Source organism: Streptomyces sp. NPDC003691 (assembly GCF_053981115.1).
On sequence record NZ_JBSFNQ010000241.1, the window covers coordinates 1 to 1,170 of the forward strand.

Consider the following 1,170-nt stretch of genomic DNA (forward strand, 5'->3'; position numbering starts at 1 on the left):
CCTCTTGCGCCCAAGTAGCTTACGAGTAAGCTACTTCCCATCGAGCTACTCCGGATCCCTTGTGCCGCAGTGCTCGCAGTGGTCCCCTGCGGACGCGCTCTCCCCGACCGTCATGACGATCAACTCCCCCGTGCCGACGCGAATACGGTGAGTAACGACCGTAACGCGCCGTCGCGCACTGCGCCCGGGCCTGTGGACAACCTGGCGAACCCTCGCCACCGGTTGCCGCGGCCCTGCCGGCGCCCCCCGGTCAGGAGGGCCGGAGGCCGGGCTGCCGGGCCGCGACGCTCAGATGCTCGCCCACCCTGTTGACCATGAGCGTCATCTCGTAGGCGACCTGGCCCATATCGGCGTCGGCGTCACTGAACACACAGAGGCAACTGCCGTCGCCCGCCGCGGTCACGAACAGCAGCGCGTCGTCGAACTCGACCATCGTCTGGCGTGCCCGCCCGGCCCGGAAGTGGCGGCCGGATCCCCGGGCGAGCGAGTGCAGTCCGGAGGAGACCGCGGCGAGGTGCTCCGCGTCCTCCCGGGCGAGCCCGGTACTCGCACCGGTGACCAGGCCGTCGTTCGACAGCACCAGAGCATGCCTGATGTGCTGGACCCGTTGGGTCAGATCGTCGAGCAGCCAGTCCAGTCCCTTGTCCAGCGGCATGGATGTTCCCCTCCCGCGCGTGCGTTCCCCGTGTCGAACGTCAGCCTTTCGCACACCAGAGCACAGGGCAAGGTGTTGCCGGAGGGTCGAATCGGAGTGTCGCGGCCCGTGTATCCGTCCGGCATATTCGCGCCGCCGGAAGCCAACCGGAAGCTCGCGGGTTTTACCCGCTTACGGAGGCCGTCGCGGGGTACCTCACGGGCCTTCCCGCGATCCGAACCGGAAGCCGGGTAATAGAGGTTGGCGGGATATTGTCCACACTCCGGCAAAAAGCCGCCGGACGGCGAAAGCAGACGCCGGTCCGGCCGCCGGGAGGAACCCGGCACGGGCCACGCTCCGGAGCCGGCCGCGGATCGCGGTCCGGGCGCGCGGTCCAGTTCAACGCCGCCGGAGGGGCGGCCTCCGCGCGGCCTTCCGGCGTGGGGGCGCGGCACACCGGAGCCCTTGTCGACATTGGCGGCGGTACGGGTGACACCCCCGGTGACAACACCGGGGAAGGTGATCCCGACCGGCCC

Annotated in this window: 1 protein-coding gene and 1 pseudogene; both read right to left on the reverse strand. The window is 69.7% G+C overall.

The window, feature by feature from the left end; genetic code table 11:
• Nucleotides 1-250: 250 nt before the first annotated feature.
• Nucleotides 251-655 (reverse strand): roadblock/LC7 domain-containing protein, encoded by a 405-nt coding sequence (locus ACWDR0_RS34960; protein WP_456355858.1) that lies wholly within the window; start codon nt 653-655, stop codon nt 251-253.
• Nucleotides 656-1,095: 440 nt separating this feature from the next.
• A pseudogene (locus tag ACWDR0_RS34965) lies at nt 1,096-1,170 on the reverse strand (ROK family protein); the annotation flags it as partial.

What these genes read in the sequence shown, in the direction of transcription:
- ACWDR0_RS34960 (WP_456355858.1), bottom strand. Translation starts at nt 655, where the DNA reads ATGCCGCTGGACAAGGGACTGGACTGGCTGCTCGACGATCTGACCCAA.